Genomic DNA, 14,874 nt, shown 5'->3' with positions numbered 1-14,874 from the left:
AATTAAAGTCAGGAATTAGACTTTTTGCAAGTTGAAATAAATATGATTCAAGTCATCCAAGCGCAAAATGTCACTCTTGCCTACTTAAAGAAAAAATTTGCTCTCTATAAATCTGAAGATGATAAATTTTTTACAGAGTGGTTTGACTATATCCCTGAAGTTTCCGAATTAGAAAAGCAATATTTAGACAGAGTTAAAAATAACTATCTTAACGTCCTTGAAAATGCTCCTCTTTTAGAAGAAGCAGTAAAATTGGTAGTATTATCTCCGTTGTTAGATTTAGCTGGTTTTTATCGTCCTCCTTTTTATATTGCTACTAAAGAAAGTGTAGAAATTAGTGAAGATTTTATCATTGATGATGAAGTAACTACCGAAGATACTAAAGAAATTATTAAAGGTAAAATTGATGTCTTAGTTCTCCAAGATCAGCTATGGTTACTGATAATTGAATCTAAAAGGTCTAGTTTTTCCTTGGCAAAGGCGATTCCTCAAGCACTAACTTATATGCTGGCAAATCCTCAGCCTGATCGTCCTACATATTCCTTGGTAATGAATGGAGAAGATTTCCAATTTATCAAGTTGATAAAACAAGATAAACTAATGTATGCTTTATCTGATAGATTCACTTTATATAGATGTGAAAATGAATTATATAAAGTTTTGAATATATTAAAAAAGATAGGTCAACTTTTAAGTTAATTTTCTTTGCTATTTTTATCTAGATTAATACTAGAACAGTTTCGTAATAGTTATATTGCATCTTGTAAATAAATTATGGTTCAATTTATCCAAGCACAAAATGTCGGGCTTGCCTATTTGGAGGAAAGATTTAGCCTACAGCTAGCCGAAAATGAGGCATTTTTTACAGAATGGTTTGAAAATTTACCGGAAATTACAGATTTAGAAAAGCAAGATTTAGACAAAATAAAATTTCATTTTCTCCGTTTAGTCAAGCGTCCTCCTTTGTCAGAAGAAACGGTGAAATTAGTAGTTTTATCTCCTTTACTCAATTTAGCTGGATTTTATGATGAGCCTTTTTATATGAGAGGCGAGGAATCAATAGAAATTTCTGCGGAAGATGAAGGAGAAATCATTAGAGGTAGAATTGATGTTTTAGTTATTCAAGAACAATTCTGGTTGTTAGTAATTGAATCTAAAAGGGCTAGCTTTTCTCTTTTAGAAGCTATACCTCAAGCACTTGTTTATATGCTGGCTAATCCTAGTCAAGACAAACCTACTTTTGGATTAGTAACAAATGGTAGTCATTTCATTTTTATAAAACTGACTAAACAAAATATACCAAAGTATGCATTGTCTGATGAATTTAGTCTGTTGAGGAGAAAAAATGAACTGTATCAAGTTCTAAGCGTATTAAAAAATTTGAGTCAAAGTTTGAGTTAATAATTATGTCGATTCGTCCTATCTACCTTGATTGTCACGCTACTACACCCGTAGATGAACGGGTACTGGCAGCAATGCTTCCCTACTTCACAGAAAAATTTGGCAACCCAGCAAGTATTAGTCATGTTTATGGTTGGGAAGCAGAAGCCGCTGTGAAGCAAACACGAGAAATTTTAGCAGCAGCAATTAATGCTAAACCAGAAGAAATTGTGTTTACGAGTGGTGCAACAGAAGCAAATAATTTAGCTATTAAAGGTGTTGCCGAAGCTTATTTTAAAAAAGGTCAGCATATTATTACTGTTGCCACTGAACATAATGCAGTTATTGATCCTTGTAATTATTTAAAAAGTCTCGGTTTTGAAATTACTATTCTCCCTGTCCAAAAAGATGGACTGATTGATTTAACTGAGTTAAAAAAAGCTTTCCGTCCTGAGACAATTTTAGTATCGGTGATGGCTGCAAATAACGAAATTGGCGTATTACAGCCTTTGGCAGAAATTGGAGAAATGTGCCATGAACACGATATCATTTTCCATACCGATGCAGCCCAAGCTATTGGTAAAATTCCCTTAGATGTGCAAGCGATGAAAATTGACTTGATGTCGCTAACAGCACATAAAGTATATGGCCCCAAAGGTATTGGAGCGCTGTACGTCCGCAGACGCGATCCCAGAGTAAAACTAGCTCCCCAGCAACACGGCGGTGGACACGAGCGGGGAATGCGTTCTGGTACATTGTATACACCGCAAATTGTCGGCTTTGGCAAAGCTGTAGAAATCGCTTTGGCTGAACAAGCAACAGAAACCCAACGCCTCACCCAGTTAAGACAAAGATTGTGGGAACAGCTTTCGCAAGTTGAAGGAATTCATCTCAACGGACATCCGCAACAGCGATTGGCGGGAAACTTGAGTATCAGTGTTGAGGGAGTGGATGGTGCGGCACTTTTGTTAGGATTGCAGCCAGTAATGGCCATATCTTCTGGTTCTGCTTGCTCGTCGGCAAATACTGCACCTTCCCATGTTCTCACAGCATTGGGACATTCAGAAAAGCTAGCTTATGCCTCAGTGAGGTTTGGCATTGGACGCTTCAATACCCAAGAGGAGATTGATATTGTGGCGAAACATGCGATCGCTACCATTCAAAGTTTACAAAATAAACGGTAAGAACCCTAGCAGAGATGTAGCATTGCTACGTCCATGAGATTTTAGTAAACTTCTGAAAACGCTCCTCCATACCGGCATTGCCTTGTAAGCCGCCTGTATGTACTAGCAACAAGCGATCGCCTTTACAAAAAAATCCCTGCTTTAGTAAATCCATCACTCCGTAAAACATTTTGGCAGTATATACGTAATCGAGAGGTACGCCATGTTCCTGTGTAAACTGCCGGCTGAATAGTAGTAACTCATCGTTCACTTTTGCATAGCCGCCAAAATGGTAATCACATACCAATTCCCAGGAAGCGGGAGAAGTATATGGTGCAGGTAAATCAGAGGTGAGGTAATTTGTCAATAAAGTTTCGATTTCTTGGGCAAGAAATGCCCCATTTTTCAATACGGGAAATGCGATCGCTCTTTGTGTTTGATCCAACGAAAGCGCAATCCCCGCCAGTGTGGTAGCCGTACCGCAAGCAACGCATATATGATTAAATGCAATCGCATCACCAATAATTATCTCTGTGCAGCCGCGCACACCATTTAAATTACTCCCGCCTTCGGGAATCATAAACACCTCGCCGAAACGTTGTTGCAGATATTCCTGTAATGCTGGTGTGTTGCGCTGTCGATACATCTCGCGGTTCAGGTACACAAGCTGCATACCCTGCTGTACAGCAAAACTCAGCGTTGGGTTTAATGGTAGCCTCTCCTCCCCACGAATTACGCCGATGGTGCGAAAACCAAAAAGATTACCAGCCGCCGCAGTTGCATAGATGTGATTAGAATAAGCACCGCCAAAGGTTAACAGCGTTGTGAAATTTTTCTCTCTGGCTTCTAAAAGATTGTATTTCAGCTTGAACCACTTATTGCCGTTAACCCACGGGTGCATGAGATCCAAGCGCAGCATATACAGAGTAACACCAGCCTGGAGAGCAATTTCGCTGTTGATTTGTTGTATGGGAGGAGGAAAAAATATTAACGACATCCATAAACATTTTAACTTAGTATTTATATCTTCTCACATTCATTATTGAAGATAAAAGTAATGATAAACATTGAGCAATTCAATGGTAAATGACGAATAAAACTTTCTGATGATTAGCTTTAGAAATTGGCATTTTACTAATTGAGTATTTCAAGTAAACATAAGAAACATAACGCTCTCTTCAGACAAAAATATTTTTGGAGAAAACAAATGGTTGCACTCATAGAGCTTACTCAAGCTACTCCCAACCCAGGACGTTTGACGATTCAAACTGTTGAAATTGCTCCTCAAACAACTGCTATTCGTTGTCTCGACTGGGATAGAGAACGTTTTGATGTCGAGTTTGGTTTACAGAATGGTACAACCTATAATTCTTTCTTAATTCAGGGAGAAAAAGTTGCCTTAGTTGACACATCTCACCGGAAGTTTGAGGAATTATATCTTGAGGTAGTGGCGGGATTAATTGATCCGGCTAAGATAGACTATTTGATTATTAGCCACACGGAACCAGACCATAGTGGGTTAGTGAAAGATATTTTACAATTAGCTCCCTCAATTACTGTTGTTGGTGCAAAGGTAGCTATTCAATTTCTAGAAAATATGGTTCATCAGCCGTTTAAATCAATGCAGGTGAAAAGTGGAGAGCGATTAGATTTAGGCAATGGACACGAATTAGAATTTATATCTGCACCTAACTTACACTGGCCTGACACAATCTTGACTTATGACCACAAAACTAGCACTCTCTACACCTGTGATGTGTTTGGGATGCATTACTGTGATGACCACACTTATGATGAAAATATCACCTTACTTGAGGAAGACTTTCAATATTATTATGATTGCCTGATGGGGCCTAATGCTCGGTCTGTCTTGACAGCTTTAAAGCGGATTGAAAACTTAAAAATAGAAACAGTTGCCACGGGACATGGCCCTTTATTACAACACTATATCTCTGAATGGCTGGGGCGCTATCAAAATTGGAGTTTAGAACAAGCAAAAACAGAGACATTAGTGGCTCTATTTTATGTTGAAGATTACGGGTATAGTGAGCATTTAGCCCGTACCATAGCTCATGGATGTGTGAAAACAGGTGTGGCAGTAGAATTAGTTCCTCTTAATAGTTCCGAGCCTCAAGAAGTTCGAGAATTAGTTGCACAATCTTCTGGTTTAGTAATTGCAATGCCACCCCAATCTCTGGTGATAGCTCAAGCGGCTTTAAGTACGATTTTAGCTGCTGTTCACAAGAAGCAGGCAATTGGTTTATTAGAGTCAGGAGGTGGAGAAGATGAACCTGTTTATCCTTTACGTAATAAGTTTCAAGAACTGGGATTAACTGAAGCTTTTCCACCTATTTTAGTTAAGGAAATTCCTACCCAAGCAACGGAACAGCTTTGTGATGAAGCGGGGACAGATATGGGTCAATGGTTGAACCGCGATCGCACCATAAAACAGATAAAATCTATCAATACCGAGTTAGAGAAAGCTTTAGGGCGGATTAGCACAGGATTATACATCATCACCGCCAAAAAAGGAGAAATTCAGAGTGCAATGCTGGCTTCTTGGGTGACACAAGCAAGTCTTGAGCCTTTGGGAGTGGCGATCGCAGTATCCAAAGATCGGGCAATTGAATCCTTGATGCACGTTGGCGATCGCTTTGTTTTAAATGTTTTAGAAGAAGGCAAATATCAAGGATTAATGAAACACTTTCTCAAGCGTTTTGCTCCTGGTGCAGATAGATTTGCTGGAGTGAAAACATATCCAGCTAAAAATGAATCGCCTGTTTTAGCTGAAGCTTTGGCTTACATGGAATGTGAAATTACTAGTCGCATGGATTGTGGCGATCATTGGGTAATTTATAGCACTGTTCAAACTGGAAGAGTTGCCAAGCTAGATGCACTTACCGCCGTCCATCACCGGAAAATTGGCAATCATTACTAATTTGTCATTTGTCATTTGTCATTGGTCGTTGGTCATTTGTCATTTATCATTAGGCTCCCCTGTTCCCCAACAGACGCGATGAATCGCGTCTCTACAACTCCCAAAAAACTATGTATAAATCTGTTGAGAACACCCCGATTAGTATGTATGAAATCAATCGGGGGCGCGTTGTGCGAACCTTGGAATTTATCCAAGATGTGATTGTGATTTGTTTGTGTATCGGTTTATTTAGCTTCATGGTGCTTCAGGTGAGAGATATGTTTCTCTCCTTGCTTCCACCTCTAGATTTTCATGCTGTTACTGCCGATATTCTCTTTTTACTTATCTTAGTTGAGTTATTCCGACTACTGATTATTTACCTACAGGAACATCGAGTATCTATTGGGGTAGCTGTTGAAGTTTCCATCGTTTCCGCTTTGCGAGAAGTCATTGTTAAAGGTGTTTTAGAAACAAGTTGGAGTCAAGTTTTAGCAACTTGTGCCTTTTTATTAGTGCTGGGAATACTACTGTTACTCCGAGTTTGGCTACCCCCTACTTTTGAAGGTATCGATCCCGAACAACAAGTATCTAAACGCTATAGAAGCCGAGTTAAGTCTGAATTAACACAAACCAATGGTCATTAAAAATAGGGAGTGGGGAGTGGGGAGTGGAGAGTAGTTAGGGAGATGAGGCAATACGGTTCGGATAAGCATTTTTCATTTTCCTTGTGGTCTGGGGAAAGGGTAAGGGGTAAAGGGTAAAGGATGTATTCAAAACCTTTCCCCTTTTCCCTTTCCCCTTTAACCGAACCGTATTGGGAGATGAGGGAGACAAGGATAATAACCAATGCCCAATTCCCCATTCCCAATTCCCAATGCCCAATTCCCAATCCCCCATTATTAACAGAGGTTATTATGTCTGCAAATACTTTAACTACCAGTCATCCTAGAGATGTACAAGTTGCTGAAATTGGTAAAAATACTCTGATTCTGCGATCGCGGACTTGGGACAGATTAAAATTTGAGGTGGAATATTCCCGCCAACGAGGGACTACAGCAAATTCTTATCTGATTCAAGCTGATAAAAAGGCTTTAATTGACCCTCCCGGCGAATCTTTTACCGAAATTTACCTTGAGCAACTTGCACAACATCTAGATTTCATCTCCCTCGATTACATTGTTCTCAGTCATGTCAACCCGAACCGCAGAGCAACCTTGCGAGTATTGCTCTCTCTGGTTCCTCAAGCTACTCTCATTTGTTCTCGCCCCGCCGCCAATGCTCTCAAAACCGCTTTTCCCGAATTTGAATCACCTATTCAAGCGATGCGATCGCAGGATACTCTAAATTTAGGACAAGGACATCTTCTATCATTTATCTCTGTACCGACTCCCCGCTGGGCGGATGGACTTTGTACCTACGATGCCGCTACAAAAATTCTCTACACTGATAAACTTTTTGGCGCTCATATTTGCGAAGATACTTTGTTTGATGAAGATTGGAAGGGATTAGATGCGGAACGTCGTTACTATTTTGAATGTCTCCATGCGCCCCAAGCGAAACAAGTCGAAGTAGCCTTAGATAAAATATCGCTTTTGGGAGCCAGATGTTATGCTCCAGCACACGGCCCGGTTGTTCGTTACAGCCTGAGTCGTTTTACCTATGATTACCGCCAATGGTGTCAAGGACAAAAATCTCAAGAATTAAGTGTCGCTTTGCTTTATGCTTCTGCTTATGGAAATACAGCAATTTTGGCGAATGCGATCGCTCAAGGTTTAGTCCAAAATGGAGTTAATGTAGAATCAATCAACTGTGAACTAGCCGATTCTGCGGAGATTAACCGCATTGTCGAAACCTGCGATGGCTTGATTATCGGCTCACCTACTTTAGGCGGCCATGCACCAACTCAAATTCAAACTGCTTTAGGAATAGTTCTCTCTGTGGCGGCTAAAACTAAGTTAGCAGGGGTGTTTGGTTCTTACGGTTGGAGTGGCGAGGCAATTGATTTACTAGAAAGCAAGCTCAAAGATGCAAATTATCAACTAGGGTTTGAAACGATTCGGGTGCGTTTCAGTCCGACTCCTGAGATTCTCCAACAGTGTCAAGAAGCAGGTGCTTTTTTTGCCCAAAACTTGAAGAAAACTAAAAAACTGCGGACTTCCCGCCAGATTGTCACAGAAACCCATGTAGATCGTACCGAACAAGCGGTGGGGCGGATCATTGGTTCTCTGTGTGTTGTGACAACTCGTGATGAAGAAGCCCACAAAGGCGTTTTAACTTCTTGGGTATCCCAGGCAACTTTTAACCCGCCAGGAATTATGATTGCGATCGCTAATGAGCAGAATGCAGATTTAATGCATCATCCTGGTGATAAATTTGTGCTAAATATCCTCAAAGAAGGAAGAAATGTCCGACGCTATTTTTCTCGTCATAGCACTTTAGGCGATAATCCCTTTGCAAATCTTGCCACAAAAACGGCTCTAAATGGTTGTTTGATTCTGAATGAGGCATTAGCCTATTTAGAATGTACAGTGCAAAATCAGCTTGAATGTGGCGATCGATGGTTAATTTATGCCGTCATCAATCATGGTGAAGTTTTGGAAAACGATGGTGTCACTGCTTTAGAGTATCGGAAATCTGGCAGCTATTATTAATCTGACTTTTTACGGTATTTGAAAAACCTCTCTCTAAATCTCTCTCCTAAAAGGAGAGAGACTTTGAATTTTCCCCCTTCCCGCGACGAGTTGGGGGTTAGGAAGTTTTTCGTGAGGGACTTCCAGAGAATAAAATATACAGTTAATAAAAATGATAATCATTCTGAAAGGGAGAGAGCAGTTGCCGACAGCAACTGCTCTCTCCTAACAAAATATATGCAAGATAAATGTCTGCACTCAACAATAAAAGAGCGCAGTGAGGAGAATGGCTATTGCACGAAAAACTGTTATTTAACTTCTAACAATTACGTTGCTCCGTAACAAATATCAACAAACCACTTGCCTACGTTTGGTAAATTCTCTTGACCCAAATTAGTCAAACGTGAAATTTTATTTTCAATTTCTTGCATAGCTTCTTTAGTTAAACGCACCCCATTAGCATAAGTTTGAGTGACTAACTTATCGCCAACGTTGTGACTTTCAAAAATCCTCTAAAATATCAACTATAAGATCACTAGTTGCTTTAGATTCTGTAAAATATAAAAATAGTTCATCTAACTCTGGAAGATTTACCTCTAAGATTGATTTGAAGAATATCAGCTAATTTTGTGATTCCAGTATCTGCTGATATTTTGTTAGCACTCAACCCCAAACAAGCAGTAATTAGAGTAACTGCAACGGCGATGTGGTCAGTTGCTTGGCAGTCACATTAATAACTACTAAAGCGGGTCTGATTGAATCAGCCGCTTCCGCTTCAATAGTTATACAGTTTTTTCAAAAATTAAATAAGTAGGACTTACGCATTGACAGAAAATACCAAATATGGGTTCTTTGAAAAAGCACGTCTGTCGTAGGGGTTTAGCATTGCTAAACCCCTACAGATGACCATCGAAGAACGATTAATAAAAGGCTGAAACGACCCATTTTCGTATATGCATACCATGATTAAGTTGTACAGTGCGTAAGTCCTAATAAGATTGATTCCTATGGCTAAAAATGCCTCACTAAGTTGATATTGCTTACTGCACAATCTGATAACACCCATTGGCATTAGGAGGCGCTGTTTGTGTTGAGGCAGTTGTGAGTAGCAGTGAGTTAGGTGCTTGGCCTAAGCCATTACCTGTAGCAATTACATCAAAAATGACTCCGGGCGGGACTTGTTGATTCGCAACTTCTACTGTGATTGGTGGGTTGAAGGCATTATTGATCAATGGGTCAAATTGGTCAGGTAGAACTGGATTGAAGTTATATGTACCAGCCGTAAGTTCTGGGTAAGGAATAGCAGTTTTGGGTGTTAGGTCTGTGATACGAGTTTCATCCACATTTGGGCTAGAGGATTTGCTAATACGGAAATCTATAACAGCGCTAGTTTCCGAAAAGCGATACCAACGTCCTTTAAATTTACCTGGATTAGGCTGTGTTAAATCCTCTGGAATCACAAAGGGTGATTGATTAAATAATGGTTGACCTGAGGGACCTTGTAGTGTTCCTGTGATCGCTACTGTATAAGCACTATTAGGCGCTCCTGTAAAGGTTCTAGAAGCAATTGTACTGGAAGTACCAGATTGCACAAAACGTACATTAATATTTCCTGGTGTTACATTTACATATTTACTAGCTTGACGAAAATCTACATTCTCCAAAACTTTTTGACCGTTGACAATCACATCAACTGGTGATGCAGTAGGAACCGCAGCGTTAATAACTCTTAATTTGGCAGGGCATCTATAAGGGTTTAGAAGAGAATCTAGTAGACTTAGGCTTCCAGTGGGCAATTTTTGTGAAGGCTCTGTAGATAGTTGAGAATAGGCTAAACCTTTGTATGGATAACTAGTCAAACTAATTAAAGATAATGTCAAAGCACCTAAGAATAATCGTCTTGTTAGAAACATATCTTCCTCCTATCGTGAGACAAAAATAACAAATGATCAAGCTTTGTTTTGCATAAAAAATGATGCGATAATCATCACAAAGATTTTTTATGTATGGGGATATAGATGCAGGTTTTGTCAACGTAAAAGACAACGGGCGCACAATAACGTTCGCCTCAAGACATTAGACTTGGGCAGAATATCATTGCAGCAGCACATATAGTGGCTGGCTTCAAGTGTCCAACGTGACAAATGCTTTGGTGGAGGCTGCTTGAAGTTTGTTGATAGCGCACTTCATAGTTCTAATATTTCACGATTTTTAGGAGAATGCAAGGACAATTAAGCGGTTAATAGCTGTCATTTAACCATTTAATAATGTATTAGTTGCTTGATAACGAATTTATATGTGTAGTTATATATGTAGGTAGTTGACATAGTGAGCAGTATTTACTTCTGCACCCCAAACCGCCGCATCATCTCCTGCAATTCCACCGCCTCCCCATCCGGCGTGTACACAACCTCACCCGACATCGCAATCACAATTCTCTATGAATTCTGAGTCTCATAGCTAAAGTCCACTCAAGTGGACTAAATGATCAATTCAGTCCACTTAAGTAGACTTCAGCTATCAGCCCTGAACTTCAGTTCTGGGCGGGATGTCGGTGAGTGTGACGGTTTCACTTTAACAAAGCCTTACAAGGAGAAAGGCTTTAATTTTTCCCCAACCCTTGTAAAGAAGCTTGCTCGGTAGTTAGATTTTCAGGAACTTTACCCGTTGTCGGCTAATCTTAGTGCCAGTCCCCCATACCCAATATCGTGATCTAAGATTGTTGGGTATTCTATAAATTGCGATCGCCACTATACGGATGATTGAAGTTGAACATCTGAGTAAAATATACGGCTCTACCCCAGCGATTACTGATGTCACTTTTAGCGTCGAGCCTGGGGAGATTTTAGGCTTGTTAGGCCCCAATGGCGCTGGAAAAACCACAACCATGCGGATTCTGGCTGGTTATTTACCGGCAACCAATGGAAATGCCCGGATTGCTGGTTATGATGTCCATGAAAATTCCCTGGCTGTACGCCAACGCATTGGTTATTTACCGGAAACACCACCGTTGTATCCAGATATGACGGTGGAGGGATTTTTGCATTTTGTCGCCCGAATTAAAGGAGTTTCAGCAGGCGATCGCCCCAACAAAGTAACAGCCGCCATCGAACGCTGCAACCTAGAAGATAAGCGAAAGGTAATTATCCGCAAACTCTCAAAAGGATACCGCCAAAGAGTCGGAATTGCTCAAGCGATCGTCCACGATCCACCAGCAATCATTCTCGATGAACCCACCGTTGGACTCGATCCTCGACAAATAATTGAGGTGCGGAATTTAATTAAAAGCCTTGCTGGGACTCACACAATTATTCTTTCCACCCACATTCTGCCAGAAGTGAGTATGACTTGTAGCCGTGTCGCCATCATCAATCGCGGCAAAGTCGTAGCAACTAATACACCAGAAAACCTAATGACCCAGTTGACAGGTGGTTCAGGGTATGAATTGGAAATAGAAGGAGAAGCTGCTCTAGCGAAACAGGTATTGCAAAAAGTCGCGGGTGTGAGTCTGATAGAATCAATTCCGACAGCCGGTCATCAACCCCAGGCAAATCGCGCTTACCTGCGGGTAATATCGCAACCGGGAAAAGAACCAGGAAAGGATATTGTCACAACATTAGTGCGTGCAGGATTTGGTTTACATGAACTGCGGCGAGTAAACGCTACCTTAGAAGACGTATTCTTGCAACTGACCACAGAAGAAAAGAATTTCGAGACTGAGGTAGACTTAGCAGCAGATAAAGAAGGAGAGGCAGCGTAAATGGGTGTAGTACTGAGTAATATCATTGCCATTTATCGCCGGGAGTTGCAGAGTTATTTTGTATCGCCATTAGCTTATGCGATCGCAGGTATATTTTGGTTTCTCGCGGGGTTATTCTTCGTGATGATTTTGCTAGGGCCAGATGGCATTTTGTTAGGAGTTGCGGCAATAGATGCACAAGGGCAACAGATGGGAGTACCAGTACCGCCGATAGATGTCCCTTACGAATTTGTCCGAGCATTTTTGGATCGCATGGGATGGCTATTGTTGTTTATCCTGCCAATACTCTCAATGGGACTCTATGCCGAAGAACGGAAGCGGGGCACTTTAGAACTATTAGCCACCTCACCAATCACCAATTGGGCGGTGGCGGTAGGTAAATTATTAGGCGTGCTAACATTTTTTACCACGATGGTTTTACCCATGCTAGTGTTTGAAGCGATCGCTATTAGTGCCTCAAATCCACCAATGGCGCCTTCAATTCCCTTACTGGGCCATTTTGGATTAATCTTGCTAGCAGCAGCAATTTTATCTGTAGGAATGTTTATTTCCTCATTAACAGACAGCACAATTCTGTCTGCCGTTCTTACCTTTGCAGTAATTTTATTATTGTTATTGATTGATTTAATCGGCAAAATTGTCCCTGGCCCCATCGGCGAAGCTTTAGGTTATCTATCTTTGCTGAAACATTACAACACATTAATCCAAGGCATTTTTGATACCAGCACCTTCATTTTATTCGGCAGTTATATTTTTTTGGGCATCTTTCTCACCGCTCAATCAATTGATGCACTGCGCTTTCAAAGGCAATAGTCATTTGTCATTGGTCATTGGTCATTGGTCATTTGTCATTTGTCATTTGTTATCTGGTACATTGCCAATTGAGTTTAGGTAGGAGTTTAATTTTGGTGCTAGTTCGTTAATGATTGTTTTGATTGCATTTATCTGTTCGGTAGTTAAAAGGTTACGAGTGTAAGCTCGTCTTAACCAATGTTGAGTTTCATTGAGAGAGCCTCTTGCTATTTTTATGAAACGTCTATTTTCTTGAAAACTACCTCTTCCTACACCTTCTGCTATATTCGCACCGATACTATCTGCCGAACGTACAATCTGTTTACCAATCGTATCTTTTGCAAAAAAATTCCATCCTTCAACAATTTTCCAAATGTCATCAGCTAATTGTTCTGATAATTGATAAACCTGTAATTATTGGAAACGCTTTGTTGCCATTTATTCAGTTATCTTGCTTACTTTACTTATTTTTAGTCACTCAATTCTCATCCATATATTTTTACTTGTCACCATTTTTAGAGAAATGACCAATGACCAACAAGCAATGACCAATGACCAACGACCAATGACAAATGACAAATGACAAATAATATGAAAATAGTTGCAAAAAATAAACTGTGGAAATATTTATTTTGGTTAGGCCCATTCCTAATTACTGTCGGCTTAACAGTTGGATTAGTCTCTGAACAGTGGGGACTAATTCCATTAATATTTTTAATTACGGGAATTGTGATTAGTGGGTTGGGGATAATATGGCAAAGCTATCAGACTAACTGGTGGAAGCGTCGTTCTACCCAAGCTGGGACTAATGCCCTAGTGGCAACTTTAGCAGTATTGGCAATATTGGGATTGATTAACTTTTTGGGAACTCGCTATCACTGGCGGGCAGACTTAACGGAAGCTCAATTATTTACCCTTGCGCCCCAGTCACGGGAATTAGTAAGTGCATTACCAGAGCCGGTTAAGGTGTGGGTGTTTGATATTAACCAGAATCCCCAAGACCAAGAATTGCTAGAAAATTATCAACGACAAAGCTCAAAATTTAAATATGAGTATATTGACCCCCAAACAAGACCAGGACTAGCAGAAAAGTTTGGCGTCAAAGATTACGGGGAAGTTTATTTAGAATCTGGCGATAAACGGCAATTAGTGCAAACAGTCAATCAAAATGAGCGTCTGTCAGAAATCAGATTAACTAGTCGCCTGCAACAACTAACAAGTTCAACCACAGCCAAAGTTTACTTACTCCAAGGTCATGGCGAACGCCAACTTTCGGCTGGTAAAGATGCAATATCACAAGCAGTTCAGGGATTAGGCGACAAAAACTTTACAACATCTCCGCTGAATCTAGCAGAAACCTCCAAAGTTCCTCAAGATGCCGCTGTCGTCATAGTAGCTGGCCCCAAGCGAGGGCTGTTTGAGGGCGAAGTCAAAGCTTTACAAGAATATCTGAATCGTGGCGGTAACTTACTGTTGATGATTGACCCTAATACCGATCCCAAACTTAACAGCTTGCTACAAGAGTGGGGTGTTCGTTTAGATAATCGTTTAGCAGTCGATGTTTCAGGTGAAAGCGTGATAGGACTTGGCCCTGCAACGCCCTTAATTACAGAATACGGACAACATCCAATTACCAAAGATTTCGGTAACGGTAATTCTTTTTATCCAGTTGCACGACCACTAGAAATTACCTCTGTACCTGGTGTTGAGGCTACTCCACTACTACGAACCAAACCCTACCCCAGCAGTTGGGCAGAAAGCGACCTCCAAAGCGAAAAATTGGAGTTTAATGCAGATAAAGACCTTCCAGGGCCTCTTACCTTGGGTGTTGCCTTAACAAGAAAACAAGCAGCTAAATCTGCTACCACTCCCCAAACTTCACCAACACCTTCACCCCTACCATCACCAACCACCCAAGCTCAAACTCCCCCCACTCCCCCTGCTTAACAGCTACCGAGTCAAGGTTAATAGTTTTAGGAAATTCTAACTTCGCTACCGATGGCTTGTTTCAACAGCAACTAAATGGAGATGTATTCCTCAACTCAGTTACTTGGCTGAGTCAACAGGATCAGCAACCCCTTTCCATTCGCCCCAAAGAACCGAAAAACCGTCGAATAACCCTGACTACTACCCAAGGCAATCTTTTAATAGTGTCGTCTTTATTGGTTTTACCCTTAATTGGGTTTGCGATCGCAGTTCTTCTCTGGTGGAAACGACGGTAGATCGGAAGAG

Annotated in this window: 10 protein-coding genes and 3 pseudogenes; 9 read left to right on the top strand and 4 right to left on the bottom strand. The window is 40.7% G+C overall.

Going from position 1 to position 14,874, the window contains the following annotated elements:
- Positions 1–42: 42 nt before the first annotated feature.
- The 3 genes from RRG12_RS07160 (at position 43) to RRG12_RS07150 (ending at position 2,564) form a co-directional block, all read left to right on the top strand.
- Entirely contained in the window at positions 43–699 is a 657-nt protein-coding gene (locus tag RRG12_RS07160; RefSeq protein ID WP_420758833.1) for a type I restriction endonuclease, read from the top strand.
- A 75-nt stretch (positions 700–774) separates the two neighbouring features.
- Positions 775–1,401 (top strand): restriction endonuclease subunit R, encoded by a 627-nt coding sequence (locus tag RRG12_RS07155; protein ID WP_420758816.1) that lies wholly within the window; start codon positions 775–777, stop codon positions 1,399–1,401.
- A gap of 5 nt (positions 1,402–1,406) precedes the next feature.
- A complete protein-coding gene (locus RRG12_RS07150) occupies positions 1,407–2,564 on the top strand; it encodes a cysteine desulfurase family protein (RefSeq protein ID WP_420758815.1) in 1,158 nt (385 codons plus the stop codon).
- Positions 2,565–2,589: 25 nt separating this feature from the next.
- Here RRG12_RS07150 and RRG12_RS07145 read toward each other — a convergent pair whose 3' ends face one another.
- The gene (locus RRG12_RS07145) at positions 2,590–3,540 is read right to left on the bottom strand and encodes a 1-aminocyclopropane-1-carboxylate deaminase/D-cysteine desulfhydrase (RefSeq protein ID WP_420758814.1); all 951 of its coding nucleotides are present in this window, start codon (positions 3,538–3,540) and stop codon (positions 2,590–2,592) included.
- A 210-nt stretch (positions 3,541–3,750) separates the two neighbouring features.
- Between RRG12_RS07145 and RRG12_RS07140 the strand changes: the two genes are divergently transcribed.
- The 3 genes from RRG12_RS07140 (at position 3,751) to RRG12_RS07130 (ending at position 8,111) form a co-directional block, all read left to right on the top strand.
- A complete protein-coding gene (locus tag RRG12_RS07140) occupies positions 3,751–5,481 on the top strand; it encodes a diflavin flavoprotein (RefSeq protein WP_069071583.1) in 1,731 nt (576 codons plus the stop codon).
- A gap of 110 nt (positions 5,482–5,591) precedes the next feature.
- Entirely contained in the window at positions 5,592–6,104 is a 513-nt protein-coding gene (locus tag RRG12_RS07135) for a phosphate-starvation-inducible PsiE family protein (protein ID WP_069071584.1), read from the top strand.
- Positions 6,105–6,374: 270 nt separating this feature from the next.
- Complete coding sequence (locus RRG12_RS07130; RefSeq protein ID WP_069071623.1) at positions 6,375–8,111, top strand: diflavin flavoprotein; 1,737 nt, start codon at positions 6,375–6,377, stop codon at positions 8,109–8,111.
- A gap of 305 nt (positions 8,112–8,416) precedes the next feature.
- Here RRG12_RS07130 and RRG12_RS07125 read toward each other — a convergent pair.
- Positions 8,417–8,678, bottom strand: a pseudogene (locus RRG12_RS07125) (hypothetical protein); the annotation flags it as partial.
- A 452-nt stretch (positions 8,679–9,130) separates the two neighbouring features.
- On the bottom strand, positions 9,131–10,003 hold the full coding sequence (locus RRG12_RS07120) for a DUF4397 domain-containing protein (protein WP_069071585.1): 873 nt from the start codon (positions 10,001–10,003) through the stop codon (positions 9,131–9,133).
- An 845-nt stretch (positions 10,004–10,848) separates the two neighbouring features.
- Here RRG12_RS07120 and RRG12_RS07115 point away from each other — a divergent pair.
- A complete protein-coding gene (locus tag RRG12_RS07115) occupies positions 10,849–11,850 on the top strand; it encodes an ABC transporter ATP-binding protein (RefSeq protein WP_420758813.1) in 1,002 nt (333 codons plus the stop codon).
- Positions 11,851–12,663 carry an ABC transporter permease gene (locus RRG12_RS07110; protein WP_420758812.1) on the top strand — a complete coding sequence of 271 codons (813 nt, stop codon included), beginning with the start codon at positions 11,851–11,853 and terminating at the stop codon, positions 12,661–12,663.
- Between the two features lie 42 nt (positions 12,664–12,705).
- On the opposite strand, the pseudogene RRG12_RS07105 reads toward RRG12_RS07110, so the two are convergent.
- A pseudogene (locus tag RRG12_RS07105) lies at positions 12,706–13,080 on the bottom strand (four helix bundle protein).
- 153 nt (positions 13,081–13,233) lie between these two features.
- Here RRG12_RS07105 and RRG12_RS07100 point away from each other — a divergent pair.
- Positions 13,234–14,864 (top strand): annotated as a pseudogene (locus RRG12_RS07100) (GldG family protein).
- Positions 14,865–14,874: the final 10 nt, after the last annotated feature.

The sequence above is a fragment of the Nostoc sp. CALU 546 genome (assembly GCF_048836525.1).
This window is presented reverse-complemented; position numbering and strand designations above follow the sequence as displayed.